Here is a 24,890-nt window from a genome sequence, read left to right as displayed (position 1 = left end):
TTATTCTCCCAACAGGGTAGCCAAGTCCAATGCCTTCAGCGCATCAGGTGTAGTCGCAGCATCAATGCGAGCATCGTCTGTGATGTCACGCAGCGTTGCCTTTTGTGCAGCAATAGCATCAGCGCCAGATCCCGCCTCCAAAGCCTTCATATAGGCCACATCTAAGTCAGCCAAGCGGGGCGCACGTTCTGCTCGTAGGTTGTCCTTATGGATGGCCTTAGCCGCTGTCATGTCTACTTCGACAGCATCGCCGTTGAATGCCCAAGCGCCACGAAATGTACGATCCGCTGGTACGACCAGAGAAGATGCTTCACGAACATCTCCGTTTATATTGATGTAAGTTGTCATTGAACAATTCTCCATGCATTTCTAAATGAGCGATCCGCTGGGATCATTTCAACTGGCACAATCTTCATAATCGTGCGGTTGCCTTGGTAATCCCGCCAAACGGCTGGATCGATGTCTTTCTGCACCAGATATTCTATGGCTTCTTCTTCGCTCATAGCACCGATAGGCTCCGCATATGGATGCTCTTTAGGCTGTCCATCTGGCACCAAACGATCACGCTGGTATGTCTCAATGGGCGGCAATACGTTGCCAGCTAAAGCCGCAGCCATGAAGTTAGGATCAGGCACAAGCACCTTGGCTGGTTCATCTGGTGTGGCTGGGTCTTCAAACAGCACACGATATTTAGACTGCACAGGCTCTAGCCGTGACTTAGCTTCAGCTAGACGATCCCAGAGGTGGCCGTGGGTCATGCTAGGTCTCCCATGCACCCTGCTGAACCAGTGAACCAATCAGCCCTAGCTGTAGAGTCACTGCCGCATATCGCTTTGAAAAACGAAGCGGTGGCATAACCTCCAGATTGCACGGGGAACTCTTGTGTAGAACTATATTCCGCAGGTGAGTTCCAAGCGCTTCCAATTACTCCTGAGCCAGAAAGTCCTGACACAAGCTGGAAGGTATAGGTTCCAGTTGAAACATCTGTCATCGAGGAGACGTTAAAGCTCTGACGTGTTGAGACTGTTCCTTGGCCGTTATAAGCGGCCCAAGCCTTCGCAGACCCATTAACCACATAGCTGGTGCCGACTGTATCGGTGCCATCGCTGATGTTGGAAACGTTTAGTGTACTCATGCTAAGTCTCCATTAACCTGATACATAACATAATTTAGATCGATTTTTGAGTTGGTATCCGTGTTGAAACAGGTGAGTTCAACATCGTTAGTGTTGTCAAACATAACAGAGCAGGCCCTGTTGAACTGACCTATGCCAGCATTTCCCTCTGCTACAGCAGATGCGTTAATGCTTGCTAGATCATTAAGCAGGGAAACTTCATACCTTCCCGTTCCTGCGTCAACAATGCTCGCTGCATTGGCACTGTCTCTAATGCTAACAGTACCTACTCCATTAACATTAGCCCAAGCCGCCGCAACCCCTGACACCGCACGACTAGCTGTTTCACCCGTGGCTTTGATGTTTGTGACCTGAAGTGTACTCATGCTAGGTCTCCATTCACTGTTCCGTTAATATTATTGGAATCAGCTAAAACTGCATTCTCAACAGATATGGCTCTATATGAACTTGCTGTCCTAGATCCAAAAGCATCAAATCCATAAGTATGCGTATTAACAAACAGGTCTTGTTTAACAACCAATACACAATAATTTTCTGAATCGTCCATACTTGAGATTAAGCTAACGGTGTAAGAGCCAGCACCCAGATCGGTTACGGAAGATTGATTTAATGAATCTCTAAGAGTTAAACTTGCTCTCCCATCGAAGTTAGTCCAATGTTTAGCAGCACTCTGCTTCGTCAGCGCAATCGGCCCAGTGCCAGCCGCATCACTTATTGTTGTTGCTCTTATCTCAGACAATGCTCAAGTTCCCCCCTGATGTGACGGTGATAGTAACGCCAGATGCCACGGCCAATGGGCCAACAGCTACAGCGTTCTCAGTCGCGTCAATCGTTACGTTTGCATTCAAGGTTTGCTCAGAAACACGAAAGATGTCACCAGCCGCAGCCGCAGGGCCAAGCGTACCGCGCTCGCCCTTGTATCTGCCCCCGCCAACCGCAGTCGCAAGGTCAACCGCCGTAAACATCAGCACATCGATGATGTCGCCAGTAGCAGCGCTAGATGTCAGCACAACATCAGATCCGTTGGTGGCCGTGAAATCGGTGCCATCGACCAGCCTCACGCCGTTCATATAGACATCCACAAAGCCCGCCGTATAGCCCGCCGTGGCAAAGCTGGTCTGCCCAGAGGTGGCCACAAAAGTCTGCCTTGTTTGCGTAGCCTGTGGGACTGGAGCGTTGCCTATATAGCCTGACATTATAAAGCTCCTATGATAAACGCCAGTAGCTCGCTGTAGCGAACCCCAAGCCTAGTGCGCTCTGTAGCACCTTCTGGCGCTTCTTCTTGTGTGTCATATGCGTCTGTGCGGGTGTAGGCATCCTTGGCTTCTACCGCCTCAGTGACTACGTTGCCTTCTTCGTCAAGCACCTCTGCCACAGCTTCTACCGCTGGCACCTCAACGTCATGCTCCCACCAAGTGTTTGAGCAGAACATGGCATAACGAGAAGCGTCTAAGCCTTCAGATGCAAATGCAGCTTGTAGGTCTTGTGCAATGATACCGAAGTGAATACGGGCAGCGTCACCCTTAGCCTCTACTGCATCACGCCAGCGAAACTTACGCATCAAGCCTTTAGCAGCTACAGATACACGTTGCTCTGCGTCTGATAGCTCTGCAATGTCCTGCTTCTCGTTGCGGTCAGATGTTTGGATTGTGCCGTTGGTGGCGAAAATGTCGTCATAACGTTGACTTGATCTACCTAAATCAATTGCATTATCACTAGCAGCATTGTTTTTTCTTGGAGAAACATGTCCACTATAAAAACCTAATCCAGCTTGATTGCCACTTGTTTGAATAAATAAAGTGGTGCCAAGATTTCCAATCATCCCCACATCGGTGCCGTTTTTGCGGAAGTTAAAAAGCGTTCCATCCGTCCCAGTACGGTTGACCTGCATACCAAAGTCGTTATTGACGTTGGCAGAAATGAAACCACTTGCGCCATGGTATGAAGATGATGCGTTAGATGTGGTCGAGCCTTCGTAAGTTGTGCCACCCACGTACACGTTACCGCTATCGATGCGCATGGCTTCAGACGTATTGCCTAAATCATAAAATATTAGTGCATCAGTTGCACCCAAGCTGTTTATCAACCAGTTTGAACTTGGCGTTTTTATTTCAAAACCACTTTCTGAAGAGTTAGCTGATCCAGTTGTTTCAGCTTTAAAATAGTTTCTATTTCCAGCACTAGATAGATGCACAGGTCTATCCGGCGAAGTCGTCCCAATCCCAACATTACCGCTTGCATCCAGTGTCATCGCAGTGCTTGTGGCATTGTCATCGATGCCTTGCGAGGTAAACGCACCACCTACATCCAGCGCACCGCCAATGTCAGCATCGCCGCCAACATTCGCAGCCGTGGTGCTTAATAAAACCGCCTTGGTTCCAACATAACCCGCCATTAGGTTTGCTCCAGAACGCTTACAATTACATCCGCTGAACTGGCTGTATCTGATGTGACGACCACTGTGTCAGCCGCCTCTAAAATGATCTTACCGTCTAAGACACCCAAAGCTGAGTTCGCTGGGATTGGTGCGCCTTTGACCAAGTAGACACCGGCCACTTGTACATCTACAGCGATCTGGCTGGTTGTGCGGTTTGCTAGGTTGCAACCCATCATAATCGCGGTTGTAGAAGATGGCACCGTGTAAGTCGTTGTGGCCCCCGTTCCTACGGACGCAGAGGTGTAATTTTTAAAGGTGTTTGCCATTTTCTATCCTAGCGCAATATTGAGATCAAAAAGGTTGTCAGCGTCTTCAGCGGTAAACCCAATGAATACAGTAGCAGCGCCGCCAAGATTGATGGGATTGTTGCTATTGCTGCTCTCGATCACGCTGCGAGTGAGGCTTGTGCCGTTGGAGCCGACCACCCCAACGCCAATTTCAAAAGCGTCATCTTCTTCCAAAATATAGCGCACAGAATTCCCGTCAGCCACACCAGACGCCGCGAAAGTTTGGTAACCATCCTCCGCAGCGCCCAGCGTTATTGGCGAGCCTGTGCCAGTAGTGCTGACACTAACCTTTGCTCTGTTCTTAAGAACAACCATAAAGCCAATCCTTTAGGTTAGCTGCAAAACTCCGTTTGCCGCTGAAAAGTCAGTTGTGAAACTGTCACCATCATTCAGCGTCAAAGATGAGCCATAATCATAATAACCAATCAGCGGATCTGCTGGAGAAGTTACAGTGTCATCGTAGATGTAGATGAAGCGAAAAGGCCCAACATTACCGCCTGACGCTGTAATTGTAAGGTCTGAAAGCACCAGCTTATAGACGCCAGAACTTTGGCCTGATGATGAAGTAGACACGTTGCGTGATGAAGCGTTTGTGTAGGATATTTGGGTTACGTTGCTCAAAGTTCCATTCCCATCAGTTGTTGGGTTTGGGCTTTCTGAACTCGGCGCCGTGTTTGAAAGAGCAAGTGTAATTTGATCACTTGCCAGATCCATATTGTGAACCGCGTTTGCAACGAAGTCGTTTACTTTATTAAAGCTTGCCATTTTGTTTACTCCGAAAGTTTAAAGTTTATTGGCTATTCTATCCCATACTACCAATTTAGCCAAATAATTAGTAGTTTTGGACTGCATAAATCGACGCAAATGTTTTAAAAGCTATTCTTGCTCTAGTGTTAATCAAAACACTTAAATCTTAATCCCTAAACACTCTTACTCTAAATTGTAAAAACCGCCCTGTTCCAATAGCAGCGGCCCCAGACACATTGATTGTTGGGTTTGTGTAGTTTGAGGTTATGTTGTTTGACCCTGATACTGTAGCAATCTTGTAAGGTGAAAAATTGCCGCCAGTGCCAGTATAAGATGCAGTACCTATAGTGCCCCCGTTAAATTTCACTCTGGCTGTCCAAGACTGATCAACCCTTGACCCTACAGTTACAGTCCAAATTAAATGATCCCCAGCAAAAACAGTGAAGCCAGTTCCTATGACACCGTTACCAGCATAGGTTTCAACTTCATTTGTAGCATTGACGTTTAGAGTTGTTGACCCGTTACCCGCTGGGAAAACTTCGTAATTATCTTCAAATACTACAGGTAAAATTCCGGGCGAGCTTAAAGCGACTGCACCTTTAAACGTGATACCTGAACCGTTAAACTTAATAAATGCACCAGCATCACCAGCTACAAATCTACCTTGAGTGTCTACCTTAAAGCCACTTTGTGAACCAGTAGGGTTAGAGGTTGTAGAGGTAATAGTGCCAGTAGACATTTCATCAGCATTAATATTGACAGCATTGACTTGAGCGGCTGTAAGTGTGCCAGCGTAAACATAGTCAGAAGCTATCTCATTTGCGCTAATAGTGTTCGCAAGGATCTCATTGGCCGTTACAGCACCAGTTGCAAGTTTAGATGTGATAATACTCCCTGCCAATATCTTATCAGATATGACCGCATTAGTAGCTATTTTATCAGAAGTTATTGAATTATCTGCGGTGTCAGTAAATACCTCTGTTTCCCAAGCTGAAGCTGTAGCATCCCACCTATAAATTGTAATATCTGGCAGCAACAAAACAAGCTGCCCATCCGCATCACCGGACGTAGGCAAGGACTGAACAGGCTTAACGTTGAACCTTTCTGCCTCAGTAAATAAATCATCTACAGCAGAAGAAAAATCTCCGGGCTGAACGAATAAAGTAGTAGCATTCACACTCCCTACAAACGCAGATTTATTGTCGCTAAAGTCCACGGCTCTAACCCAATAATATCTTTGAATGCCGTTTGTTAAGTTACCTCTTATAAAACCACTGCTGGAAGAGCTTCCAATAAATGTAGCAGTTCCTAAATTATTGCTAGAGTTTTCCCAAACCTCAACGTGCCTTAAATCTCTATCTGCTGGGTTGACCCAAGTAATCTCTATAAACTTAGATGCACCATTAGCAGCCAAACTTGTAGGTGCATTTGGGGCTGTAGTATCACCCTGCGAATTAAGTGTTGCGCTTGCAAATATTGACCTAACGCCTAAAGCAGAAACGGCTCTTACTTTGACCTGATAGTTTTCGCCAACAATCACTGGGGAGATTACAAAGAAATTTGATGAACCAAATACTGATGTAAACTCGGGATCGCCGCCAGTTCCCAAGCGCTTATATTGTATCTCGTAATATTGCACAAAAGCATTTGGCGACTCATCCCACTCGACCTCAATCGCGGGAACTGTCGATCCATCTTCATTTAATATTGCAGAAGATGTGAGAGTTAAGTTTGTTGGCGTAGCAACGGAAGTAAACACTGGCAATGTTGAGTTATTGCTAATGATTGAAGTTTCGTCGGAATTCCAATCAAACGCCGCGGCTGATGTTTCGCGAAGCGTTAAGTTTATGCGCAAGTCTCCAGCATCTTGATTTGATGAAAATCTCCAGCCAACGACCTCAAACTGCTTTTCATCAAAGCCATAGCGCTCATTGGTGAAACTAATTATATCGCCAACCTCAATCTGCATAGCTTCAAGCCCAAAGTCTGCGCTCAAAGTCATCTGCTCTCTGCCTCTAAATAAAGTTAATTTAGCTAGACGTTGGGCAGTTGCTGCGCTCGTCGTAAATGGCAAAGGTAAGTCTAGCAAAGCTTCTTCGTTATCATCTTCCGCTTTAAATGCTGTGCTGGATATCTGTGGATAATCAGCCGTGATCCAAGACTGTTCAGCATCGTTAAACGTGCCACGAACAGTGTTGAAGTTGTCACGCATGTTAATGCGCGTTTCTAAGTTAATAGGCCCGCGCAAATCATCTAGCGTTAGCTCTTTGACTGGGTTTGAATAAGCGCCAGCCTTTAGCTTCCAGTAGCCAGAACCCCAGAATAAGGTGCCAGCGCAAGCCGTAACCATATCACCCAATACATCGCCAACAGATCGATCTGCCCTAATGATCCCATTTAACTCGTATCTTTTTTCCGTGCCGCCGCCATTGAGAGTGACATCTTCGCTGCATTCGTTAGTCGCAGAGGCAAATGATATATCATCGATTGCGCTATCACTTAATCCGTAAGCAGAAGTCAAAAAATCTCTAATACATCTAGCGGCATTATTGCTGTAGTTTGTTGAACCAGTCAGCGGATCGTAAACTTTTTTACCTTCAACAATTGCTGTTATTAAGGGGATGCCATTGGCGAAAACATCCTGGTCATATTCATATCTGACATATAAATATGATATGCCAAGACCTTTAAAATTTGCATCTACACTTGTCTCTGAAACTAAGTCACTATCTGCTGTGGTCTGTGAGCCGTCATATTTCTTAATACGGATCTTGCTGTCCCAATTTACTTCATCATCGCCAGATCCAGCAGTCGTGACAAAATTGCCGGAAAATGTAGCAATCTGATCGTTTATATATATATCTCCAACCGAATTTACTTCATGTCCAGCCAAACAGATTACTTGATGCAGATATATGTTTTCGTCGCCAGTGGACTCATAAAACGTTACAATGCCACCTTTTCTCACTTTACCATAGACAAAGTCTTGCGGCGCTGCGGCCTCTCTTGCGTTCACCATAATTCCAGACGAACTTATCGAGCCTATATCTGGCTTGGAAGATAGCGCAGATATTGCCCAAGAGGTAATTGCCGTTGTGACAAAATATCCTATGACTGAAGCTGTACTAAGCGTTATGCCGCCAAAAGTAATTGCAGCACTGCCAAATAAGCTTGTAGTGGATAAACCTAACGCGCCACCGACAGCAGCGGCAACTGGCCCTCTTGGTGCATTTTCCCAAGCATTCGGGTTTCTAAAAACATTATATGGAATGTTACGTTTCATGATTTACCCATGCTTGGTGAATGTTATCTAAAGGCAAATAGAGTAAGCCTTGCTTAGATAAAAAGACTGCTTTCGTTCCGGTGCAGATGCCCATTGCAACGCCAATAATCCATCTTTGCGCTTCTTTTGTTGTAACCAACGCCCCCAAGGGCGGCACATGATTAATGCGCTTCAGCTTCTGGTCTACTGCTGGCAAAAAAGAGTTAAAACCAAACTCAGCTTTTAACTCTTTAGCGCGCAACAGTTGTGCGCCTTTCATGTACCTTCCAAGCCAGTCATCAGCCCAGCCAACGTCATACATCTGGCGATAAGCGTTATTTGTAAACGTCAAGCAGTCATGCTTGCCCCACTCAAAAGGCTTGTCTTTTACCGCCTCTAAATAGGCGTTTAGGCTTTCTCGCGGCCCCATATTACATCCTTGTCTTGCAGGTCAGCAACAAATGAAAAGAATGTATCACCGGCATGGCGCGAAACGTGGTTTTCGTGCGTGTATCTGCGATTGCTTGATCTTTCTAAGCGCACTAATTTACTTTCAACCGAAACAGAAATAACGCTCGTTTCAGCGCTATCTTCTATGGTCATGGTGTTCATGATGCCGCTGAAAACTTCTATGGGAGTTGTAGTGTCTATAGTGCCAAAATAAACTTTGGCTTCACGCCTTTGATAAGGCTCGTTCAAAGCAATCGAAACTAAGCTAGAAGGCACTCCTGACAGAGTAAGCGTTATATTTTTAGCTGATAGATCATTGACCTCTTCAAGCCCACCTATTGTAAGCAAATTACCTGCACCAATGTATGTGTTTACACCTATGTCACGATCTCCGTAACCAGTCCAAAGACGAACTGGCGCAGTATCAAAATCAAGCTCAACTGCATAATAGGGCTGAACCTCTGGCTGGCTAAGCGCTGTTAGCAGCGCTGATGGTATTGTTCTGCTCATACCGCTTCAATCGCTCCAAATGTTATGCCGTAAATGCTGGCCTCATTTATGCTAAACGCTTGCTCGTTTGTAATAAGTCGAAAGATGCCTTTTGCGCTTTGCACGGTAACAGCGGAATTGTTTGCAATAGTCGTTCTAACATTTGGCCAGACATCTACTGTGGCCTGCCCAGACCCATTTGTATCTACATCTGTCAGCACTTTAAATAACTGCCTGCTGGTGCCCGCTCCAATCTGCATATAATCGCCAGCTTTGAGGTAGTCAGTCCGGCTGGCAGGGGCGCTATCGATGTTGATAGTGTCGCCAGATGATAGAGCGCCATTTACCAAAATTGTGTCAGCATCGCGCGCAGACCCCAAAGGCGTGCAAGCTCTCGGGTCGCCAAGATAAAACGTGCCGAGCTGACCCTTTAGAGAAAGCAAAAACGCTATCCACTGCTCAGCGTTTGTGCGCTTCATTGGCGGCAAGGTTATATCTGCTTGCCACGCCTTCCCGGCATATGCGTGCGCTTGCCCGGAGAATGTGAATGGCGATCGAGAATATGCGACCGCGTTAGTCGCGCGCAGCTCAACATTGCGAATTCCGGTATGCGTTGGCATTGTAAGCGGGTAACTGATAGCCATTAGGCAAACGCCCTTCCATATGAGCCGCCGCGCCGTTTGGCATCTACAACAGCAGCTTTTGCGCTGTCAGCAATTTGCGGCATAAGCTGCTTGATTTCAGTGCGCACTGTTTGCTGCACGCCAGTCGTAACGTTGATATTTTGAACAACTGTTACGCCATCACCGCCGCCGCCAGAAAGCGCGCCTCTGCTTTGCGCCGGGCTAAGTATCCGACCATTCTGCGATGGCACAAAAAGCTCGCGCCCGCTTTCGCCAACAGTATAAGGCGTGCCAGATTGAACTGTGCCACCATTTGCAACTGTTCGTGTAAAGCCACCCATTGGCGTTGGCGAAAAGCCAAGCGCGCCCATCGCAGCATTTACCATTTGCTGAACCACTAGCACGCGATAAAGCTGCCTAATCACATCAGCCGCCATTGATCTAAAAGCATCTTCCATGCTTTGCGTGCCATCAAGCGCTGCCATAAATGTATTTGTTAAACCTTGCTCAAGAGCATCTGTAGCCGCTGCCATGCCGCTGATTTCATCTTGAGTGCGTTGTAATGAAAGCCGATTTTGTTCTAATGCAAAAGTAGCTTGATCTGTTGAAAGGCCGAAAGCAGACTGCGCCTGATTGATCATTTCAACATTCGCCGCGTAATCCATCAAAGCAGCATCTGTTGGGCTTATTGTGGCTAAAAAGCTTGCATAAGCATCTCTTGCTTTTTGAGCCGCATCAGCCGCAGCCGCAAGTCTTGCAGCTCTTTGCTCATCAGTTTCAGTTGTGGTTGGCTTTGTGCCGCCAGTTACATTGCCCTCTGTCAGCTCTATAGATGTTTTAGGTGGATCAAGCGCTGCTCTGCGCTTTGCTAGTAGCAGATCAGCTTTTGCATATTCTAACCTGTCTTTGAACAAAGCGGCTTGCTTTTGATCGCCTCGATCCAATGCGGCTTGATATGCAGCTTCAGCAGAGTTTATTCTGCCCATTATTTTTGGAAATTTTTGAAACTCTGCGACACTGTCTTTTATGTCAGACGCGTCCATAAAAGTCGGTGTATAATCTGGTATTAAACTTTCTAACGCCTTTATACCCTGCGAAACTTTCGGAATTACAGTTTCAGTTAAAAAGTCGATCACAAAACCTATTTCATCCTGATGTTCCAATAGAGCCGTTGTCAGTTTGGTTTTGATTGTGTCGCTTAAAATAGCAAACTTTTCTTCTGCTTCTCTCGCACCAGCTACAGCATCGTTGCTCAATATTCTTCCGGCAGATTGCGCGTTGTCGCCAAGCAACTTCATCTGCTTGCCGCCATCTCTTAGAAGTGGAATTAAAGCTGTGCTGTCACTGGCTAAAGCTTCCATGTAAAAAGTCATTTCAGCTTGAGACACATTGGCTTTATCTAAGCTGTTTACATAAAGTTGCAGCGCGTCTGCACCGTTTAGATCTCTAAAGCTGTCTGCGGTGACGCCAACTTTTGGAGCAATGTTTTCAAAAAAATCAGCCATCGGGCCCGCGCCGGTTGCCAGAAAATCACCAATTTTATCATTCACATCTTTTATAATGTCGCTGACTTTATCTTGATTTATTCCGACTGTTCGGCTGGCGACAGAAAGCCTCTGCAACTCAACGGCGCTAATGCCCGCAATATCTGCAAGCTTACCAATTTCTGCCGTTGCTGAAATAGTGTTTGAAATGGCTCTAACTGAAAAAGCGCCTGCTAATACTGGCCCTAATAGCTTAGCAGCTCTGCCAAGCCCGTTAAATGATGTGGCGGTTTTGCTAAGTTGCCTTTGAGATTTTTTAGAGAAAAAATCTACCTGTCGCTGGCTACGCTTTAGCGCGTCATTAAACTGCTTATCTTTGGCGCTTAGAATAATATTAAGCTGCTCTGCTGTAACCGCCATCTACGCGCTCCACTAAATTGCGGTAATCATCCGCAGTCATTGCTTCCTTGCCCGCCTTTTTGGGCGAGTGAGCATCAGACCAGCCCTTGAAAACCAGCCAAGTATCTTTCGGGATCATGTCGCGAATTTCATCAGGCTTTAGCCCGGCGATAATTCCGCTTTTGATCATAGCCCTAACGTTCAAGCGGCTTTGGGGTGGGCCGCTGTCTTTTTTTTTACTTCTGCCTCATCGCCAATGTCAGGCATAAAGGCTATCCCAATAACTGCCTGCGCAATCTGATACATCCGCATCAAGTCAGACGGGCCAGCTTTGGCAATAACTTCGTCAGCTTCATGATCTTTCATGCCGCCGCCGACTAAGCCTAAAGCTAAAATGTCTCTGATTTCTTTGCTGGTAGGCTTTTTGCCTCGCTCAAAGAAACCTTCCCAAAGGTCAAAGATGCCTCTGTGCTTGTCTTCAAAACGTTCAATCTCTCGATTGCGCAGCTTGAATGTATAAGAGGTGTCGCCAAGATATTCAGCAACACCCCCGCGCGGCGCTTCAGCCGTGATCGTCATTAGGCAGCAGTAAAGGTTACTGCGCCGCTGCTTTCGAGCGACAGAGAGTAGGTTACGCCGCCTTCAGTTTCGCCACCAAACTCAACAGATGTAATGCGAAACGTGCCTGCATATGTGCCAAAGTCAGGAACAACCACCTCAAAGGTCGTGCTGTTATCAGCAGCCATTGCAACAGTATTCATGCGAGCTTCAGCAGTGCTGTCTTCAAAAAAGCCATCACCAGAAACTGACACGTTCTTTAAGCCAGCAAGCGTTTCTGTGTACAGCGCGCCTTCTGGACTTGTGCAGTCTGGCGTTGTCACATCAATGCTTGAGTTGTTAATTGTAAGCGATTTTGAGTTTAAGCCACACAGGTTGCTTTTGTTGCCACCGCCATCATCAATTTTGACAAGCAGGGCGCGTCCAAGTTGTTTAGCCATGATTGGCCTCCGTATTTAGCGCTTGCCCAGAGCGCGGGATTTTAGGCGGTATCAAGCATCGCTTGAAGGGAAATGACGGCTGTGAACCCACGACCCTCATTATCTCTGGTGGCGCTAAACGCCTCAAAAATTAGCTCTACCAACGTAAAGCCTGTGACGGTCACAGCAGCCTCTTGACGGTGCAAAGCCTCTTTGACCGCCTCGACCACTTGCATACACTCCACGCGCCCTGACGCGCTGCGAGAGTGAGCCTCTAAGCTTATATCAACCAGCGCGCCCTGTGCTGTGTCAGTGTCGAAAGCATTAGGCTGGATTGTGTTGAACATTAGGTATGGAAACGTCACATTTTGTGGCGGCTCATCGTAAATGCGCGTTGAAACAAGATCAGTGACACCAGAGTTTGCAACCAACGCAGCGCGCAAACCTTTTTGCAAAGCCAAGCCATAACCGTCAGCCATTCATCGCGTCCTTTACAGCTTTTTTCATAATACGCTTGATGCTGTTCGCAGAGCGCTTAGCGACTAGCAGCTTAGTTGTTTGAATAAATCCATAGCCAAAAGTAGTGCCTTTTTTACCCTCTGATCTGCCATAATTTATTGAGGCAACTTCATCTTCATTTGTGCCATCAGCAAAATTAATAAATCCATATATGGCATTTTTGTCTTCGTACACTTTTGAAGTTATGCCGTTACGCAGCTCGCCAGTATCAACCGGCACAAGGCTTTTTGCTTTGCGCTCCCCATACTTTGCATTGTTTTTAATCGACTTGCGCAGAGCTGCGTGCGTAACATCTGGCAAATCGCCAAGCTGCTTGATCAGCTTTTTTGAGCCAACGATTTTCATGACGCTACACCGCGCTCAAGCACAAACTCCATGAGCGTGTCTTTAGCATCAACTTGAATAACGTTTTTAATTGCCCAAGTAATGCCTCTGGCAACTACTCGATCAGCAGATGTAACAGCCTCAGTCACGCTGTCAGAGCGGCAGCGCATAGTGGCAAAATTAGTGTCAGACAGTGCGCCACCTTGTATGCTTTCCTTGCCAGTGCGCTCGCGCAGATCCGCAAAGCGTGACGCAAGATTTGACCAACCAGTATAAACGTTGCCGTAATCATCGACAGCGCTGCTGTCTAAGCGCTGAAACGTAACGCGCTCTCTAAGCGCCCCGGCACTAGCCATACCAAGACGCTCGATCTAAATTTAACAGATCGTCGAAGCCATATGGCACAGAAGTTAGCACATCTTTTTGCGCCTGCTCTCTGTTTTCATAATAATGCGCAACCAACATCATAAGCGCGTGTCTAACGTTTTGCGGCACATCAGTTGCCGCGTTTCCATAGCCGATTTCATATTCAATCTTTATCGCATCATCACGCTGCTCAGTCGTTGGCCAAGTAAACCCGGCTTTGGGCTGAATAACGCTGTGATCCGACAAGCCGACAACCTTGTAGTTTGACAAAGTGTCAGTCTGCAAAACGCCGTTGATGTCATAATATTTAACAGCCGTGACAGATTGCACTGGCGTCAAACGTAAATGGACTTGCTGCGCTGGGTTGGATGGCAACCACTGCGCCCACTTTTGGGTAATCATTGCCTTGCCCAAAACACCGCGCACATCAACATAAGCAATCGCAACAGCAATCAAGCGCTTAATGATCACATCGTCTTCAGAAAATTCTACGCGCATTTGCGCTTTGCATTCTGACAGCGAAATAGGGTCAACCGCTGGCGCGTCTATGCGCTCGATTGGATGTGTGCTGTGCAACGGTTTTGGCATTTTTAAACCTCTTTAACCGCCTTGCGGGTGCTAACTTTTTTTACCGCGCGCTGCACTTTTGGCGCAGCTACCGGCTCAGCTATTCCAGCTTCAATAAAGCGCTTACCTTCCGCTTCATTGCAATCAATCTCATCACCGGCATTATGCGAAAAATCTATTCCCGCCATGCCTACCAATAATCTGACTTTCATTTTGGAACTCCAATTGGAAAGGCGAGGGCGCTAACGCCCTCACCGTTAAGCTTAGGCTTGCACCAAGTGCTTGATCGCCGCTGTGTTGGCGAGAACGCCGTCAAAGCGGATGAAGCCCAAAATGCCAAAGTCAGGGGCAAAACGCTCGCGCGCAACATAAAGCGCAGGCGCGCCAACTTTGCGCACATAGAACTTAGACATATCACCGAACAACATAGTTTTATTGCCGGTAGTCATTGAAGCCATCGCTTGGTTGACCACTACTGGATAGCCAAGAACGGTTTGAGGCACGCCTTGCGTGTACGAACCGAGCGACCAAAGATAGTTACCGTCACCATCTTTCAGCTTACGAACTGCTGCAAGCGTGCTGTCATTCATCATGATCGCTGAGCTTGTAGACTGTCGATAGGCTGGATCAACGCTGTGGATCAAATCAATGATTTCATCAGAAGTGATCGCTGTGGCAGAGGCAGCAGTTTTACCAGCCGCTGAGTTTGTCACAATGCCCTCAACATCAGAAGAACCTGAGCCAGTTGTCAGTTTGCTGTTTGCAATCCGACCCAAGCGCTCACCAAGCAAGCTGCCAAGCAGGCTTTCCATGTTCAAGATGCTGTCTGCATTCAGTTCTGCTGACCAGCGTACCCACTCACTATCGAAAGCAAACGCGCCGACCGACTTTTGACCAAAGGTAACGTCTTTGCCGCCATCATCAGTTGGCTGAGTGCCTTCAGTATGAGCAACAGCAGTAACCGCTGTGTCATCTACAGTCGGGATGCTAAACGTGCGTCCGTCAGTTGAGTTGATGACAGTAAACAGATTTGAGGTATACATAGGGCCAGTTGCCGCCATGCTTTCTTCAACAAATGTCGCCAACTCAGTTGGCACCGTGAACCCACCAGCAGCGTTAGAGCCACCAGTTTGAACCCGATATTCTTTAAGAACGTTGCGAACTTCTGCGTCAACATAAGCATCGCCACCCGCGCTGATCATTTCAGCAAAGGCAGTGCGATAATCCATTGTCAGACCGTTATCAACTGCTGGCGCAGTGCGCGCTTCTACAGCCGGGATCTTGCTTGTGTCAGGCTGCTCAAGCTTTGACATCAGTGCAGCGGCGCGCTCTTCACGATCGATACGACCTTGCAGCTTGTCAGTTTCTGCCATCATGGCATCAAACTCACGCTCAATTTCTGAAGCGCGTGCTTCCGGGGTTTCGTCGTTTATTTCATTAAGTTTAGAACGGGCTTCAGTGGCAATGTTCGCCATTGTTTCCCGCAAGGATTTAATATCAGCCATAGTGGGCCTCCATCTAAGGGAACCGGACGCAATCACTGCGTTCGTGTTCAAGCGCTTGCCCAAGGCGCGTGAAGGGCAGAAACAGCGGGAACCGCCGTTATCTTTGCAAGCGCGCTTTCATCCGCATTCTGCGCGGCGCTTGCGTTTTTCGTTGTTCTTGTCTGAACTGCTCCAAGCTGCGCAGACCAATCTCTGTGCCTGCATAAGCCGGGGTGGTCACGATGCTGACATCGTACAAATCAGCCTCTTGAATAGTGCGGCGAGGCATGTCGCGGCTGTCATCCCACTCTTGGCGAGTTGGCACAAAAGCAAAGCTCATTTTGTCTAAGTCGCCGCGCTTCATCTTAGGCACGATCGAGCGCACGTCTGGATCTGACAGATCTAGTGACGCGCGCATCTTTAAACCGTGATCGTCTTCAGAAAGCTGCAAAGTTCCAGAGCGCGTGCGCGCCAAAGGCAAGCCCTCGTGATTGATTAAGAAAACAACATCGTCGCGACCGATCGCATCAGTAAAAGCTCCCGGCGCAATCTGCTCACGCCACTGCCCGCCAATCGTTGTTTCCTCGTTAAAGACAGCCGCATAACCCTCAACAACGATCTCGCCGCTGTCATCTGCTCTGACTTCAAAATTCTGAGAAACGCGAGCCTCGCGGCGATCCTTGTCTTTGTCTTTTTTGTAACCAGCCTCATCAATCTCTTCAGCATCTGGCGCAGAGATTTCTTCTGACTTGCCAAAGGTTATGATTACCTCTGTTTCGGTTTCCTCGATGTTCTTAATGTGGCGTGCCTCGCCAGCTTGATCTGACATCCTGTCATCCTCTTCTGCTAAGATGCCGCGCACCCATGATTGACCGGGATCACCACCCCAAAGCGCCCAAGCAATGCGGCCTGCGCTTGGATAGCCATCTTCACCGGGCGAAAACCCTTCAGCCTCTTTGTCCACTTCATGGCGCGCGAAATAGCTGCTCATCCTGCGCACTGTGTCCATCGATAGGTTTGCGCCGTTTGATATGTCGCGCGCTCTAGCCACGCCGACCTCTGTGCCACCTCGGCCATATTCTTTGCGCCACTCTAAGCCGCGCTCTGCCTCTTCACGCATTGCCTGATTAGGAACCGGCATCTGCAACACCTGTTTGCGATCCGATCGGCACTGTTGCGCCCTGAATAAGCAAGTCATCACCAGAAGCCAGCGCTTCTAAGTCCTCTAAATCGCGCACCTCATTTGGCGTGCGTATGCCGTTCTGAATGCTGGTTGCGTGCGCCTCCATACGCGTTTTCAAATCACCGCGAAGCAGGCTGTCTACGTTATATCTAACGCTCAGATCGCTAACTCGGCCAAAGAGCTTCAAATTCATTTCTTGCTCTGTCTGCTCAATCCAGCGGCGCAGCGTATGCTTTACAAAGTGCAAGTCTTGCTGCTCGGTGTTTGAATAAGTGCCTTTGGTCAAGTCCTGCAAAAACACTGGCGGCAAAGAATAGATCCGCGCAATCTGCTCAATGCAAAAACGCTGCAATTCTAAAAGCTGCATCTCATTAGGCGAAAAGCCAATTGACTTTAGTTCATGGCCAGCAGGCAGCGCCATGATGGGCCTACCTTCGCGAGCCAGCTTTGCAGTGGTCTTGGCAACGTCTTCTGACGCTCTCTGAGCCGCAGAGCCGCTTTGAAATGGCCCTTGCAATACCGCCGGGGGAATGCCGCCAGCTTGAAACGCTTTTGCACCATAGCGCGATGCAGCAATTGCCAATCCGATCACATCTCTGTGCGTTGCAAGCGGGCTGCGCACATCGAGCATATTGTGCTTAACCATGAATGTCAGATCAATGATGTCGCTCGCCGCATAAACTTGCGTGCTGGTGCGATAGCTTTTTGTTGGATAGCCATCAACAGTTGCGTTGCTAACCTGAACAGTGGTCGGATCGAGCGGCACAAGATCAGTAATTTCGCCAGAATTATTGCGCACAATTAGCGTGACTGAGCGCCCACCCGTTAGCATTTGCTCATAAGTATATTTGCGCCAGTTAAACGAACTGAGGGCAGGGTTTACAGCGCGATCAATCCAGCCACCAATGCCATTGCTGACGCGCTCAGAGCCGCCGTCTGTCTTGCGGTAAACCTCAATCGGCAAGCTCGCAAGCGTGCCAGAAATAAAGTTTACAGCAGCCCAAACCGCAGGCACGCCCATCGCTGTCTCGGTGTTTACGACAACGCCAGTAGATGACGCATAGTCACCCCAGCCCATAAGGTGCAAAAAGTTTTCAGCACTTACCGGCGCGCTTGGATCTTCAAGCGAGCTGCGTTGCTCTGGCTTTACAAATCTGTCAAAGACGCCCATTTGCGTTCACTCCTAAACAGCAAGCTTAAACTCGGGATCATCCCAAGGGCTGCTTTGCTGCACTTCCTCGTGGCTCATTGATCCCAGAGCCATCGCCAACGCGACCAGCCCATCAATCTTTGAGTAGCTTTTAGATTTATGCAGCTTGCGGTTGCCCGCCGGGTCGCTCTGCACGATTGCCCCCGCTGCGTTCATGTTTAAAATCGGGTGATTGCCATGACAAAGCTTTCGCTCTGCCACTAGCTGCTCAAGCTTATCCACCGCCGGGGCCATGTCGCGGAAGCCCTGACCAAAAGGCTGCATCGCCACATTGGCCCCGATCGCATCTAGCTCTCGTTTTAAATCGTGAATGCGCCAACGGTCGTATGCCATAAGCTGCAAATTATAAGTCTCGTTGACCTCGGCTATTGCTTGCGCAATTAGCTCTGGAATAATCACAGGCCCTTGAATTGTTTGCAAAAAACCTTGATCTGACCAGGTGTCCCAAGGCACTTTTTCTGTCTTCGCTCGATCGCGCAGCCCGTCCTCTGGAAGCCAGAAATGCGGTTGCACATGATAGACGCCATCTTTTGGAAAAACCAAAACCAGCGCCGTTAAATCTCGGCTCGCTGAAAGATCGAGGCCAGCGTAACAAGTATCGCCAGCCTCAACCTCAACAGGAGAACTGTTAGCCGCCCATTCCGCTCGTGATAAAAATGGCGACTGCGCTTCAATCCGCTGGTTGAGGTAAAGCCAGCGAAATGAATTTGCTTTGGCTGGCAAGCGATCAGCCTGCGCAGCAAAATCTTCTATATCTTGCAGCGATCGAAACTCACCGACCGCCGGGTTTGCTTTGCGCCAAGCCTTGCGATCCAAAATATCGCAGTCCTTTGGCGCGGTGTATAAGTGCGAAACAATTCGCTTGTCCTTGGCGTTGGCTGCGTCATCCAGCCAGATAGAAAACAAATCGCCATCTGTTGACGCCTGCGTACTGATTGCGATCAGCAACGGGTTATCATGCGCACCCTGCGCTGTTTCGATCGCCTCTATGAAGCTGTCTTGCGGGCCTCTAACTTGGCCGACCTCATCTAAGATCGCTAAAATCGGCGACAAGCCGTGAGCTGTGCCAGCTTCTGCGCTGATCGCTTTATACTCGACGTTCATCATCAAGCCGATCAGCATCTTTTGCGATGGCACGATCCGAATGATCTTCGCCAGCTCGGGCGAGAGCCTGACCATTTTCTCGGCCAGTTTGAAGACCAATGCGGCCTGCTCTCGCGATCGTGCGCCAGATATAATCTGGCTATTCTGTTTTGCCTCCGGGCCAACAAGGTGCGCCAAGACAATTGCGGCAATTAAAGCCGACTTGCCATTTTTACGACCCACCGAAAGATAGGCGCGCGATGTGCCTGACTTGTTATCAAAGACATCTAAAATAAACTTGCGCTGAAACTTGAGCAGCTTCATCGGCTGACCAACTTTCGCGCCTTCTGGTATTACGCAAAACTGCTCGATGAATGCGCAAATCTTTTTGCCGCGCGTCATGTAGGCAAACTATTAAACAAACGCCTTAAAAGATAACTTCGCACTAAGCTGATCAGCGTAAATATTAAACCGATCGCAAAGCCATCCAATAAAGAGACTGCGTAACCAAAAAGTGGCAGCACAACCAAGTTGGCTGCAACTGCTACAAGATAGCCGACCAAAATGTTGCAGAACGCCTCAAGCGCACTCATTAAGCGGCTTTGCATCGATCCAAAGTCAGCTCGTCATATTTTTGGCCCGTGGCCTCTAACGCCGCCTGCTTACCAGTATAGTCCTGCCAGCGCTGTATAATCACATCGCAATATTTTGGATCAAGCTCCATCATATAACAGTTGCGTCCAGTTTGCTCTGCACCAATCATTGTCGAGCCAGAACCACCAAATAAATCCAAGACGTCTAACAATTTTATATGGTTGCCAAAGGCACGCACTGAAAGCTCAACGGGCTTTTGCGTAGGATGCACATATCCATGATCTTTTTTAACAGACCAAAGATCGCTTTCGTTCTTTATTGTTTCGTCAATTTTACCGTTAAACAGACAAAATTCATGTTGATGCCTATATCCGCTGCCCATTCCAAAGACATTTTTCGCCCAAACTATGCACGTCTTATAGTCTAACTTACCTTGCAAAATTCCGTAAAAGTTCCAATTACACCAAATGTAATAAACCGCAGGGTTTACAGCTTTTATGGTGGCTATCGTACCCTCAATAAAATCTGAAAAATCTTGCTCAGACAAATTGTCATTTTTAATTACATCATGCTTTCCGCTGCGACCGTTAAAAGAAACATTATATGGCGGGTCGGTAAAAACCATATCAACAGCTTTACCATCCATTAGATTTTCCACCGCATCAATGCTTGTACTGTCGCCGCACATGAGCCTGTGGTTGCCAAGCACCCAAACATCACCCTCAACCGTTACCGGCTGCTCTGGAGCGTCTGGAACTGCGTCTTCGTCAGTTAAACCCTCAGAGGCATCTTGCTTTAAAAGGCTTACAAGCTCATCTTCGCTAAAGCCCATCAGCTCACCAAAGTCACCAGCCAGATCCTTAAGCTCAACTCGCAGCGCCGCCTCATCCCAATCTGCATTAAGCGCAAGTTTATTGTCGGCAATAACAAGCGCTCGGCGCTTTCTATCATCGAGGCCAGTAACCACAATCGCAGGCACAGTTTCCAAATTAATTTTGCGTGCCGCCAAAACTCTACCGTGACCCGCAATTAAATTATTGTCAGCATCTACCAGCACCGGGTTTGTAAAACCAAACTCGCGAATGGATGACGCAATTTGTGCAACTTGCTCGTCGCTATGTGACCGGCTGTTCAAAACATATGGGATCAGGTCAGAAACGCTGACGATTTTATGATCAAAAAAATCCATTTTTAATTTACCGGCATGGCGATCAAGCCTTGGTTTTTAAAAGTTTCCATCAAGTTCCTTGACTGACTCTCTGCTTGTGCCGCGCCGTTTATTGTTCTCGGATCGGATGCAAGCTGATTAAGTGACATTGATCTGATTACTGCGAGCTGTCGGCGCTCAAGCGTATCGACAACCGACAACAAAGGGTTGGCGACAAGCGTGCCGCGTTTGTTTTGTATCAACACCCCTGAGCGATCGAGCGTTTCTTGGTGTTGCCTTATATCCGCTTCCATTCGAACAACTTTGGCAAGCAACAGCAAATCTAAATCACGCCAATCCTCGCGTGCGCGCGCGCGGGTGAACTGGCCCCAAATTGTGTGTTCAAGGTCTGATCTAAGCTCAATCCCTTCTGGAAGGGGTACAGCATCAATTGCGCCCTTGAAGCCTTGAACCGCAGCAGTTGCGCTGTTTTTATCTGCTCTTTTCTTTTGACTCATAAAAATCCGCTGGCGTTTTCCGTAAACGCAAAAAAGTAAGGGTACGCCCGCCGGTTTGCATGTCGCAGCGTTTGTTCTGCGACCACCCCCCGGTCTATTTGACGCTAGGGTGAGCGGGATCTGTAGGCCATCCATCAGGCCCAATCGTTGTGTCGTAGCCAAGCGCTTCCTCGCTTTGGATAGCGCCAGAGTGACAAGACCAGCAAACCGATTGCAGATTGCTGGCGTCATAAAACAAATCAAGATCACCTTTGTGAGCTTTAATATGGTGTACAACTGCGCTGCTGTGATGCGAGCGCCCACCTGTCAGATGCTTACCGCAGCCCGGATGCTGGCAGCGGTAAAGGTCGCGAAGCAGCACTTGCTTGCGTAAGTGTCGCCATTGTCTCTGTGCGTACAGTCGCCGGTAGTGTGCGGCTTCTGCGCTACGATCATCACGCATGAAAAAAGCCCTGCTCAGTTATGAATGGAGAAAAACATTTAGAGCAGGGCCAGTATGTCGAAATATCTGGGAGGATATATGAAACAACCACAACACTTGCGATTGTATATATCTGAGGGGTTAAAAAACGATTAATCAAGCCCTATCTCGCAAATCGAATTATTTGGTCATAAATGTCTTCTGACGCCTCAATTCTAGCGCGCGCAAGCTGTGGCACAGTCATGCCGGTGATAGCCGATATGCGCTTTGGCCTAATGCCGCTAGCCTTCATATAGACAGCTTTTTTCATGCGTGATTTGTCACCTTTGCGAGCCAAGGCATAGTGATGCCACAAATGCAAAATCAACGCTGCTCTATCTACTTCCTCGGCTGATGGCTTTGGTGGCCTGCTTTTCATCTCAGGCAAAGAACTGAGCTGGCCTTGAAGATAAGCGCTGATCATCTGCCACTGCGTTACATCGTCAACGCTGTCAGGCATTGATGAGCTTGTCGGGTAGCCAGACGCTGGCGGCGCTGAATATGCAACGCGCGAAACCTTTGCCGCCTCTTTGAGCAGCGCCCAAGCTAAATGATAGTCCTCAAGCGTTGCGTTTAGCCTAAGATCCTCAATCGCCTGATCGTGAGCGACTAGCATAGTCTTGCGCCAATTGTGATTGCGCAGGCGCGTTAGCATCTGATCTTTCATTGGTTTGCTCCCAAGGTGGTTTAGGTAATGTGACAGGCTTGTCAGAGCCGTAAGCTTTGGCCTGCTTTAATATCTGCAATCTGACTTGGTTCTCAGACCAGCGCTTGCGAGGCTTAGAAACTCTCACTGCTCTTGCTCTGCCAGTTCTGCTGCGATGGCTAGATAACCGATTGCATCCCGGTAGCCGTCTTCATCTGGCGTGTGCATCAGCCGCGAGAGTTTAAGGTCAACTAGCATCAGCGCCGCCTCAGAGGGCGCTAGATAGCGGCCAACGCGTTGTGACCACCTATCAGCCAGTCTGCCCATATTCTCACTGGGTGGCCCGTATATCGCCTGTCTGTCGCCATTGATAAGCTCGATGGCCTCAAGCGCAATCGTGGTGCGCCTATTGTCATAATTCTTAATGCTCATGCTTTGCCTCATGGTTAATTTAGTAATCATCGATCACGCTCAGTTCTCGCGCCTTGCTGCGCTGCGCAGAAATAATCTCAGCCTTTCGCTCAAGAATGATTTTCACTTGTGCATCAGACCAGCCGCGAAGATGTTGCGCTGAGAGATAACGCTTCCTATTCGCCAAACCCTCAAGCTCGTCCAGCGAGGTAATGCTGCGAAGTGCGGCACGAAGCTGCTCAACTGAAAGATCTGCAAAATCCTTAGAAGGGCCAAGCTTGCGCTTCTGCTTTTTGCGCAGAGCTACTTTGGCAGCGAAGCCAAAGCCTCTAAGATAGGCTTCAACTTTTTCTGTTTTAACCCTTAACATTGGAAGGCCCCGCGCCCCCAGCGGGGGGCTTTCCTAACAGGGGGGTATGGGGGGTGGAGAAGAGCAGGGGTAAAGTAGGGGTTAGGTAGGGGAAACGAAGCTTTTTGGCCCTTTTTTGAGGGGGGAAAAGTAGGGGTTACGAAGGGGTTAGGTAGGGGAAACGTAGGAAAAGTAGGGGAAACGAAGGTCATGATATTGCCCTCTGAACCAGCTTTCTGCGCTTACTTGGCGGCCCATCTTCTTGCAATCTGATTGCGCCATCTGCGAGCAATCTTTCAAACGCGCGTCTAAACTGGCTCTTGGTTACGCCTTCTCTTGCAGGCATCATGCTGAAGGTTGTGTGGATATTTTTAGGGAACAGATCGCGCCCTTGGCCTATGCAATCATCGAGCAAGCTTAGGAACACGCGGTTTTCCTTGGCCTCTAGCGCCACTCTATCTAATCCTGCTTCCTCGGCTTCAGCATGAAAGTAGCCCTCTTCCCACCTCATGAAAACGCCGTCACCTGTTGCGCCATAATTTGATTTCATGACCGTAAGCTTGCGTAAGTTTTTGTCGGCTTCCTCGCCATCTTCGATCACGCGCGTCATGTATAAGCGAGAGCGCACTGAGCCGTTCCATGCAGTGCTGCCTGACAGCCCGCTGCCGCTTGCCATACCGCTTAGGCTAGGGTGGCTGAGCAGCAGCATGGTTGTCTGTTGTTTGATGCATAGCGTGCGTAATTGGGCAATGAATTGACGCACTTGTGCGCGATCGCTTTCATTCCCGCCAAAGAAGTCTGCCAGCGTATCTAGCACGACTAGCGTTGGCTGTGTTTCTTCTACGCGTTGCTTGATGTCTAAATAGAGCTGGCTTGGCGATAGCGTGTTTTGGCGTGTGTTTAGAACTGCAAGCAGGGCGTCACGTTCTGCCAGATTGGCGATCTCCAGCCCGCTTAGATCTGGCCAATCGATGCCGGGGCGAAAGCCTATGATGTCATTGATGCGGCGATGCATTTCATCTGCGTCATCTTCTGCGCCCACATAAAGCACGCGTCCTTGGTCTGGCTTTCTGCCGAGCCAATCTAGCTTATTGTCAGGTGCTGCGACTGCTATTGCGAGCTGTAGCGCGAGCAGGCTTTTGCCTGTACCGCCATCGCCGCTTAGAAGCGTGACGGTATTGCTAGGGATCATGCCATTTATTAGCCAGCCTCTATGCGGCACATCTCGATCGCCAAAGCTGGCGGCATTGATGAAGATATTTGGCTTTTCGTCGGCAAATTCGTCAGCGCTTCTGCTGTCATTGAAGAACTCGCCTAGTGTTTGAAAATCGGTTGTCATGCTGCTGCCTTAATGTAAGCGGTAAAGGCAGCTTGCCGTTCTGGCGTCATGTGGCTGTAGATGCTCATGATGTACACTTCCTTTTCCTCCCGTGTTGCTTTTGCTGCCCACCATTTTGCTTCATCCAGCAATTCAAACGCTGGTGGCATTGGCTCGCTGTTAAGCGGGCTTGGTTCAAAAGCATTCTCGCAAACCAGCTCGCGCGTTTCTTCATCGAGCGACAGCAGTGCTGCGTAAGCTAATGAAGCGCGTTCTTTTTCTGAGAGCTTGGCTTTGACTATTGCTCTAAAATCGAGCCAGCCGTCTGCCTCACCCAGAGTGAGTGCGTAGACAATGCAGCGCGCAATTTTCATATGCGTTTTGCTTGCTACTTTCTGGATGAGGTTAGGCTTGTTCATGA

The 24,890-nt window shown here is 48.4% G+C and carries 36 protein-coding genes; all 36 read right to left on the bottom strand.

The features are described from left to right. The 36 genes from UM181_15010 to UM181_14835 all read right to left on the bottom strand — a co-directional run bounded on the left by UM181_15010 (window position 1) and on the right by UM181_14835 (window position 24,888). Window positions 1-348, bottom strand: a complete 348-nt coding sequence (locus UM181_15010; GenBank protein WQC62608.1) for a hypothetical protein — start codon at window positions 346-348, stop codon at window positions 1-3. Then, window positions 345-758 carry a hypothetical protein gene (locus tag UM181_15005; GenBank protein ID WQC62607.1) on the bottom strand — a complete coding sequence of 138 codons (414 nt, stop codon included), beginning with the start codon at window positions 756-758 and terminating at the stop codon, window positions 345-347. Before UM181_15005 ends, UM181_15010 begins: the two co-directional genes overlap by 4 nt. After that, window positions 755-1,135: a hypothetical protein gene (locus UM181_15000; protein ID WQC62606.1), complete on the bottom strand. Its 381-nt coding sequence runs from the start codon at window positions 1,133-1,135 to the stop codon at window positions 755-757. The genes UM181_15005 and UM181_15000 overlap by 4 nt, the downstream gene beginning before the upstream one ends. Then, window positions 1,132-1,500 carry a hypothetical protein gene (locus tag UM181_14995; protein ID WQC62605.1) on the bottom strand — a complete coding sequence of 123 codons (369 nt, stop codon included), beginning with the start codon at window positions 1,498-1,500 and terminating at the stop codon, window positions 1,132-1,134. The genes UM181_15000 and UM181_14995 overlap by 4 nt, the downstream gene beginning before the upstream one ends. Continuing rightward, complete coding sequence (locus UM181_14990; protein ID WQC62604.1) at window positions 1,497-1,874, bottom strand: hypothetical protein; 378 nt, start codon at window positions 1,872-1,874, stop codon at window positions 1,497-1,499. The genes UM181_14995 and UM181_14990 overlap by 4 nt, the downstream gene beginning before the upstream one ends. Next, window positions 1,867-2,331: a hypothetical protein gene (locus UM181_14985; protein ID WQC62603.1), complete on the bottom strand. Its 465-nt coding sequence runs from the start codon at window positions 2,329-2,331 to the stop codon at window positions 1,867-1,869. The genes UM181_14990 and UM181_14985 overlap by 8 nt, the downstream gene beginning before the upstream one ends. Continuing rightward, a complete protein-coding gene (locus UM181_14980; protein WQC62602.1) occupies window positions 2,331-3,530 on the bottom strand; it encodes a tail fiber domain-containing protein in 1,200 nt (399 codons plus the stop codon). Before UM181_14980 ends, UM181_14985 begins: the two co-directional genes overlap by 1 nt. Then, complete coding sequence (locus tag UM181_14975; GenBank protein WQC62601.1) at window positions 3,530-3,838, bottom strand: hypothetical protein; 309 nt, start codon at window positions 3,836-3,838, stop codon at window positions 3,530-3,532. Before UM181_14975 ends, UM181_14980 begins: the two co-directional genes overlap by 1 nt. 3 nt (window positions 3,839-3,841) lie before the next feature. Continuing rightward, window positions 3,842-4,174 carry a hypothetical protein gene (locus UM181_14970; protein ID WQC62600.1) on the bottom strand — a complete coding sequence of 111 codons (333 nt, stop codon included), beginning with the start codon at window positions 4,172-4,174 and terminating at the stop codon, window positions 3,842-3,844. A gap of 12 nt (window positions 4,175-4,186) precedes the next feature. Further along, window positions 4,187-4,624 carry a hypothetical protein gene (locus tag UM181_14965; GenBank protein WQC62599.1) on the bottom strand — a complete coding sequence of 146 codons (438 nt, stop codon included), beginning with the start codon at window positions 4,622-4,624 and terminating at the stop codon, window positions 4,187-4,189. Window positions 4,625-4,772: 148 nt separating this feature from the next. Continuing rightward, window positions 4,773-7,889 (bottom strand): phage tail protein, encoded by a 3,117-nt coding sequence (locus UM181_14960; GenBank protein WQC62598.1) that lies wholly within the window; start codon window positions 7,887-7,889, stop codon window positions 4,773-4,775. Continuing rightward, a complete protein-coding gene (locus tag UM181_14955; protein ID WQC62597.1) occupies window positions 7,879-8,298 on the bottom strand; it encodes a hypothetical protein in 420 nt (139 codons plus the stop codon). Before UM181_14955 ends, UM181_14960 begins: the two co-directional genes overlap by 11 nt. Continuing rightward, entirely contained in the window at window positions 8,277-8,828 is a 552-nt protein-coding gene (locus UM181_14950; GenBank protein ID WQC62596.1) for a hypothetical protein, read from the bottom strand. The genes UM181_14955 and UM181_14950 overlap by 22 nt, the downstream gene beginning before the upstream one ends. Beyond that, window positions 8,825-9,451, bottom strand: a complete 627-nt coding sequence (locus tag UM181_14945; protein WQC62595.1) for a hypothetical protein — start codon at window positions 9,449-9,451, stop codon at window positions 8,825-8,827. Before UM181_14945 ends, UM181_14950 begins: the two co-directional genes overlap by 4 nt. Beyond that, window positions 9,451-11,334, bottom strand: coding sequence for a hypothetical protein (locus UM181_14940; GenBank protein WQC62594.1), 1,884 nt, complete (start codon window positions 11,332-11,334; stop codon window positions 9,451-9,453). The genes UM181_14945 and UM181_14940 overlap by 1 nt, the downstream gene beginning before the upstream one ends. Next, complete coding sequence (locus tag UM181_14935) at window positions 11,309-11,503, bottom strand: hypothetical protein (protein WQC62593.1); 195 nt, start codon at window positions 11,501-11,503, stop codon at window positions 11,309-11,311. Before UM181_14935 ends, UM181_14940 begins: the two co-directional genes overlap by 26 nt. An 11-nt stretch (window positions 11,504-11,514) precedes the next feature. After that, complete coding sequence (locus UM181_14930; GenBank protein ID WQC62592.1) at window positions 11,515-11,892, bottom strand: GTA-gp10 family protein; 378 nt, start codon at window positions 11,890-11,892, stop codon at window positions 11,515-11,517. Then, complete coding sequence (locus tag UM181_14925) at window positions 11,892-12,311, bottom strand: phage major tail protein, TP901-1 family (protein ID WQC62591.1); 420 nt, start codon at window positions 12,309-12,311, stop codon at window positions 11,892-11,894. The genes UM181_14930 and UM181_14925 overlap by 1 nt, the downstream gene beginning before the upstream one ends. Window positions 12,312-12,352: 41 nt before the next feature. Continuing rightward, window positions 12,353-12,769 (bottom strand): DUF3168 domain-containing protein, encoded by a 417-nt coding sequence (locus tag UM181_14920; GenBank protein WQC62590.1) that lies wholly within the window; start codon window positions 12,767-12,769, stop codon window positions 12,353-12,355. Then, the gene (locus UM181_14915) at window positions 12,762-13,154 is read right to left on the bottom strand and encodes an HK97 gp10 family phage protein (protein ID WQC62589.1); all 393 of its coding nucleotides are present in this window, start codon (window positions 13,152-13,154) and stop codon (window positions 12,762-12,764) included. The genes UM181_14920 and UM181_14915 overlap by 8 nt, the downstream gene beginning before the upstream one ends. After that, window positions 13,151-13,489 carry a head-tail adaptor protein gene (locus UM181_14910; GenBank protein WQC62588.1) on the bottom strand — a complete coding sequence of 113 codons (339 nt, stop codon included), beginning with the start codon at window positions 13,487-13,489 and terminating at the stop codon, window positions 13,151-13,153. Before UM181_14910 ends, UM181_14915 begins: the two co-directional genes overlap by 4 nt. Then, complete coding sequence (locus UM181_14905) at window positions 13,482-14,087, bottom strand: head-tail connector protein (GenBank protein ID WQC62587.1); 606 nt, start codon at window positions 14,085-14,087, stop codon at window positions 13,482-13,484. Before UM181_14905 ends, UM181_14910 begins: the two co-directional genes overlap by 8 nt. 2 nt (window positions 14,088-14,089) lie before the next feature. Beyond that, the gene (locus UM181_14900; GenBank protein WQC62586.1) at window positions 14,090-14,278 is read right to left on the bottom strand and encodes a hypothetical protein; all 189 of its coding nucleotides are present in this window, start codon (window positions 14,276-14,278) and stop codon (window positions 14,090-14,092) included. 51 nt (window positions 14,279-14,329) lie between these two features. Further along, on the bottom strand, window positions 14,330-15,571 hold the full coding sequence (locus UM181_14895) for a phage major capsid protein (GenBank protein WQC62585.1): 1,242 nt from the start codon (window positions 15,569-15,571) through the stop codon (window positions 14,330-14,332). Window positions 15,572-15,668: 97 nt separating this feature from the next. Continuing rightward, on the bottom strand, window positions 15,669-16,691 hold the full coding sequence (locus UM181_14890) for an HK97 family phage prohead protease (GenBank protein WQC62584.1): 1,023 nt from the start codon (window positions 16,689-16,691) through the stop codon (window positions 15,669-15,671). Further along, a complete protein-coding gene (locus tag UM181_14885; protein WQC62583.1) occupies window positions 16,678-17,904 on the bottom strand; it encodes a phage portal protein in 1,227 nt (408 codons plus the stop codon). Before UM181_14885 ends, UM181_14890 begins: the two co-directional genes overlap by 14 nt. Before the next feature lie 12 nt (window positions 17,905-17,916). After that, complete coding sequence (locus tag UM181_14880; GenBank protein WQC62582.1) at window positions 17,917-19,428, bottom strand: terminase TerL endonuclease subunit; 1,512 nt, start codon at window positions 19,426-19,428, stop codon at window positions 17,917-17,919. Continuing rightward, window positions 19,425-19,634: a hypothetical protein gene (locus UM181_14875; protein WQC62581.1), complete on the bottom strand. Its 210-nt coding sequence runs from the start codon at window positions 19,632-19,634 to the stop codon at window positions 19,425-19,427. Before UM181_14875 ends, UM181_14880 begins: the two co-directional genes overlap by 4 nt. After that, window positions 19,619-20,809, bottom strand: coding sequence for a DNA methyltransferase (locus UM181_14870; protein WQC62580.1), 1,191 nt, complete (start codon window positions 20,807-20,809; stop codon window positions 19,619-19,621). The genes UM181_14875 and UM181_14870 overlap by 16 nt, the downstream gene beginning before the upstream one ends. Before the next feature lie 2 nt (window positions 20,810-20,811). Further along, window positions 20,812-21,285: a hypothetical protein gene (locus UM181_14865; protein WQC62579.1), complete on the bottom strand. Its 474-nt coding sequence runs from the start codon at window positions 21,283-21,285 to the stop codon at window positions 20,812-20,814. Window positions 21,286-21,379: 94 nt separating this feature from the next. Beyond that, window positions 21,380-21,727: an HNH endonuclease signature motif containing protein gene (locus UM181_14860; GenBank protein ID WQC62578.1), complete on the bottom strand. Its 348-nt coding sequence runs from the start codon at window positions 21,725-21,727 to the stop codon at window positions 21,380-21,382. Between the two features lie 142 nt (window positions 21,728-21,869). Continuing rightward, window positions 21,870-22,412, bottom strand: a complete 543-nt coding sequence (locus UM181_14855) for a hypothetical protein (GenBank protein WQC62577.1) — start codon at window positions 22,410-22,412, stop codon at window positions 21,870-21,872. A gap of 123 nt (window positions 22,413-22,535) precedes the next feature. After that, on the bottom strand, window positions 22,536-22,823 hold the full coding sequence (locus UM181_14850; protein WQC62576.1) for a DUF6378 domain-containing protein: 288 nt from the start codon (window positions 22,821-22,823) through the stop codon (window positions 22,536-22,538). Between the two features lie 19 nt (window positions 22,824-22,842). Further along, window positions 22,843-23,172, bottom strand: coding sequence for a hypothetical protein (locus tag UM181_14845; protein ID WQC62575.1), 330 nt, complete (start codon window positions 23,170-23,172; stop codon window positions 22,843-22,845). A 187-nt stretch (window positions 23,173-23,359) separates the two neighbouring features. Next, a complete protein-coding gene (locus UM181_14840) occupies window positions 23,360-24,490 on the bottom strand; it encodes an AAA family ATPase (protein ID WQC62574.1) in 1,131 nt (376 codons plus the stop codon). After that, window positions 24,487-24,888 (bottom strand): hypothetical protein, encoded by a 402-nt coding sequence (locus UM181_14835; protein WQC62573.1) that lies wholly within the window; start codon window positions 24,886-24,888, stop codon window positions 24,487-24,489. The genes UM181_14840 and UM181_14835 overlap by 4 nt, the downstream gene beginning before the upstream one ends. Window positions 24,889-24,890 lie beyond the last annotated feature (2 nt).

The sequence above is a fragment of the Alphaproteobacteria bacterium US3C007 genome (genome assembly GCA_034423775.1).
GTDB classification, from domain to species: domain Bacteria; phylum Pseudomonadota; class Alphaproteobacteria; order Rhodobacterales; family Rhodobacteraceae; genus Thalassovivens; species Thalassovivens spotae.
The sequence above is the reverse complement of the archived record's forward strand: the minus strand, read 5'-3'. Positions and strand labels throughout refer to the sequence as shown.

What these genes read in the sequence shown, in the direction of transcription:
- UM181_14855 (WQC62577.1), bottom strand. Translation starts at nt 22,412, where the DNA reads ATGAAAGATCAGATGCTAACGCGCCTGCGCAATCACAATTGGCGCAAG.
- UM181_14945 (WQC62595.1), bottom strand. Translation starts at nt 9,451, where the DNA reads ATGGCTATCAGTTACCCGCTTACAATGCCAACGCATACCGGAATTCGC.
- UM181_14940 (WQC62594.1), bottom strand. Translation starts at nt 11,334, where the DNA reads ATGGCGGTTACAGCAGAGCAGCTTAATATTATTCTAAGCGCCAAAGAT.
- UM181_14910 (WQC62588.1), bottom strand. Translation starts at nt 13,489, where the DNA reads ATGGCTAGTGCCGGGGCGCTTAGAGAGCGCGTTACGTTTCAGCGCTTA.
- UM181_14850 (WQC62576.1), bottom strand. Translation starts at nt 22,823, where the DNA reads ATGAGCATTAAGAATTATGACAATAGGCGCACCACGATTGCGCTTGAG.
- UM181_15010 (WQC62608.1), bottom strand. Translation starts at nt 348, where the DNA reads ATGACAACTTACATCAATATAAACGGAGATGTTCGTGAAGCATCTTCT.
- UM181_14930 (WQC62592.1), bottom strand. Translation starts at nt 11,892, where the DNA reads ATGACGATCACGGCTGAAGCGCCGCGCGGGGGTGTTGCTGAATATCTT.
- UM181_14925 (WQC62591.1), bottom strand. Translation starts at nt 12,311, where the DNA reads ATGGCTAAACAACTTGGACGCGCCCTGCTTGTCAAAATTGATGATGGC.
- UM181_14995 (WQC62605.1), bottom strand. Translation starts at nt 1,500, where the DNA reads ATGAGTACACTTCAGGTCACAAACATCAAAGCCACGGGTGAAACAGCT.
- UM181_15000 (WQC62606.1), bottom strand. Translation starts at nt 1,135, where the DNA reads ATGAGTACACTAAACGTTTCCAACATCAGCGATGGCACCGATACAGTC.
- UM181_14920 (WQC62590.1), bottom strand. Translation starts at nt 12,769, where the DNA reads ATGGCTGACGGTTATGGCTTGGCTTTGCAAAAAGGTTTGCGCGCTGCG.
- UM181_14980 (WQC62602.1), bottom strand. Translation starts at nt 3,530, where the DNA reads ATGGCGGGTTATGTTGGAACCAAGGCGGTTTTATTAAGCACCACGGCT.
- UM181_14965 (WQC62599.1), bottom strand. Translation starts at nt 4,624, where the DNA reads ATGGCAAGCTTTAATAAAGTAAACGACTTCGTTGCAAACGCGGTTCAC.
- UM181_15005 (WQC62607.1), bottom strand. Translation starts at nt 758, where the DNA reads ATGACCCACGGCCACCTCTGGGATCGTCTAGCTGAAGCTAAGTCACGG.
- UM181_14905 (WQC62587.1), bottom strand. Translation starts at nt 14,087, where the DNA reads ATGCCAAAACCGTTGCACAGCACACATCCAATCGAGCGCATAGACGCG.
- UM181_14870 (WQC62580.1), bottom strand. Translation starts at nt 20,809, where the DNA reads ATGGATTTTTTTGATCATAAAATCGTCAGCGTTTCTGACCTGATCCCA.
- UM181_14845 (WQC62575.1), bottom strand. Translation starts at nt 23,172, where the DNA reads ATGTTAAGGGTTAAAACAGAAAAAGTTGAAGCCTATCTTAGAGGCTTT.
- UM181_14865 (WQC62579.1), bottom strand. Translation starts at nt 21,285, where the DNA reads ATGAGTCAAAAGAAAAGAGCAGATAAAAACAGCGCAACTGCTGCGGTT.
- UM181_14875 (WQC62581.1), bottom strand. Translation starts at nt 19,634, where the DNA reads ATGCAAAGCCGCTTAATGAGTGCGCTTGAGGCGTTCTGCAACATTTTG.
- UM181_14985 (WQC62603.1), bottom strand. Translation starts at nt 2,331, where the DNA reads ATGTCAGGCTATATAGGCAACGCTCCAGTCCCACAGGCTACGCAAACA.
- UM181_14890 (WQC62584.1), bottom strand. Translation starts at nt 16,691, where the DNA reads ATGCCGGTTCCTAATCAGGCAATGCGTGAAGAGGCAGAGCGCGGCTTA.
- UM181_14970 (WQC62600.1), bottom strand. Translation starts at nt 4,174, where the DNA reads ATGGTTGTTCTTAAGAACAGAGCAAAGGTTAGTGTCAGCACTACTGGC.
- UM181_14960 (WQC62598.1), bottom strand. Translation starts at nt 7,889, where the DNA reads ATGAAACGTAACATTCCATATAATGTTTTTAGAAACCCGAATGCTTGG.
- UM181_14885 (WQC62583.1), bottom strand. Translation starts at nt 17,904, where the DNA reads ATGGGCGTCTTTGACAGATTTGTAAAGCCAGAGCAACGCAGCTCGCTT.
- UM181_14935 (WQC62593.1), bottom strand. Translation starts at nt 11,503, where the DNA reads ATGATCAAAAGCGGAATTATCGCCGGGCTAAAGCCTGATGAAATTCGC.
- UM181_14900 (WQC62586.1), bottom strand. Translation starts at nt 14,278, where the DNA reads ATGAAAGTCAGATTATTGGTAGGCATGGCGGGAATAGATTTTTCGCAT.
- UM181_14955 (WQC62597.1), bottom strand. Translation starts at nt 8,298, where the DNA reads ATGGGGCCGCGAGAAAGCCTAAACGCCTATTTAGAGGCGGTAAAAGAC.
- UM181_14915 (WQC62589.1), bottom strand. Translation starts at nt 13,154, where the DNA reads ATGAAAATCGTTGGCTCAAAAAAGCTGATCAAGCAGCTTGGCGATTTG.
- UM181_14895 (WQC62585.1), bottom strand. Translation starts at nt 15,571, where the DNA reads ATGGCTGATATTAAATCCTTGCGGGAAACAATGGCGAACATTGCCACT.
- UM181_14835 (WQC62573.1), bottom strand. Translation starts at nt 24,888, where the DNA reads ATGAACAAGCCTAACCTCATCCAGAAAGTAGCAAGCAAAACGCATATG.
- UM181_14840 (WQC62574.1), bottom strand. Translation starts at nt 24,490, where the DNA reads ATGACAACCGATTTTCAAACACTAGGCGAGTTCTTCAATGACAGCAGA.
- UM181_14880 (WQC62582.1), bottom strand. Translation starts at nt 19,428, where the DNA reads ATGACGCGCGGCAAAAAGATTTGCGCATTCATCGAGCAGTTTTGCGTA.
- UM181_14860 (WQC62578.1), bottom strand. Translation starts at nt 21,727, where the DNA reads ATGCGTGATGATCGTAGCGCAGAAGCCGCACACTACCGGCGACTGTAC.
- UM181_14975 (WQC62601.1), bottom strand. Translation starts at nt 3,838, where the DNA reads ATGGCAAACACCTTTAAAAATTACACCTCTGCGTCCGTAGGAACGGGG.
- UM181_14950 (WQC62596.1), bottom strand. Translation starts at nt 8,828, where the DNA reads ATGAGCAGAACAATACCATCAGCGCTGCTAACAGCGCTTAGCCAGCCA.